At 58.4% G+C, this 1,147-nt stretch carries 2 protein-coding genes; one reads left to right on the forward strand and one right to left on the reverse strand.

Annotated elements, in window-relative coordinates; genetic code table 11:
- Positions 1–101 precede the first annotated feature (101 nt).
- Entirely contained in the window at positions 102–743 is a 642-nt protein-coding gene (locus tag QM600_RS29410) for a TetR/AcrR family transcriptional regulator (protein ID WP_283265304.1), read from the forward strand.
- Between the two features lie 240 nt (positions 744–983).
- Here the strand turns inward: QM600_RS29410 and QM600_RS29415 are convergent.
- The coding region (locus QM600_RS29415; protein ID WP_283265305.1) for a DUF475 domain-containing protein at positions 984–1,147 on the reverse strand (164 nt) is incomplete at its 5' end.

Consider the following 1,147-nt stretch of genomic DNA (forward strand, 5'->3'; position numbering starts at 1 on the left):
GGCTGTGTTCGGTGCCGGAAGTGTAGTGGTCACGATGAGTCCTGATCTTGTCGAACGTAAAGAGCTTGTCAATACCCGAGGTATTGAATACTCTAGGTATCGTGACCGATTCCCGTCAACCGGACTTCGTGCCGGCAACCCGCCCCGGACGTGACGTAGTGCGGCAAAGACTGCTCGACGCTGCAGCGGAAGAATTTGCGGAGCAGGGATTCAGTGCTGCACGTCTCACCGAAGTTGCCCGGCGCGCAGGCTTCACCAAGGGCGCCGTCTACTCCAATTTCGAATCCAAACAGGACCTGTTTGCCGAACTCTTCGCCCAGCGATCCCTTGAACTTGCCGGACGTGTGCTCGGCGAGATCGCCGGGATGGGTCCATCCGACGCTGCGGGTAAGGGCGGCGAAGCCATCGCAGCATCTATGGTCGACGATCCGGGGTGGTCACTGCTCGTCCTCGAGTTCGGAGTTCTCGCCGGACGTGATCCGCAGATCGCCCAGGCGTACCTCCGTGAGCGTCGGCACTTGCGTGGTCAATTGGTCGAGTTGATCGGTGAACGAGCCCGCGAGTGGGGCGTCGACAACTCCTTTGACGTACGCACCACCGCAATCTCCTTGATGGCCTTGATCTCCGGACTGGTCCTCGAACATTCCGTTGACCCGGAAGAAGTGGATCAGGCGGCAATGGGTGCTGCAGTGACTGCATTGTTTGCCGGTGCCGTTGCGCGAGCAGGGCTGACGACGCTCTGAGTTCGCACGGGGATTGTGCCGTCGCAGACGCAATAAGGCGCGCGACGGCACAATCGGTGCGCGGCTAGAGATCCTCGCGATCACACGTTCCTGATTGCACCCAACCGCGTCGAAGATGGCGGGATGTGACATCTACGCGCTGGTTGCGTGCAAATAGGAACAATCAAATGTGGACAAGTTGGTAAAACAACGCAAAACGCCCGCGACCGAAAAGGTCGCGGGCGTTTGTACTAATCAAACTCAGACGGTGGCGGGAGTGCTCTCGTCGAGTTTCGGATTTTCCTTTTCGAGCTTCTTGTTTCGCAGGACGCTGCTGATGAACGCTGCGCCGATCAAGAAGACGCCGACAAGGCCGGTGATGATCTCGTTGATGTGAACGCCGATGGACACCATCAAGATGATGG

Origin of the sequence: Rhodococcus sp. IEGM 1379 (assembly GCF_030056815.1) — a bacterium.
In the GTDB taxonomy this organism is placed as follows: Bacteria; Actinomycetota; Actinomycetes; order Mycobacteriales; family Mycobacteriaceae; genus Rhodococcus_F.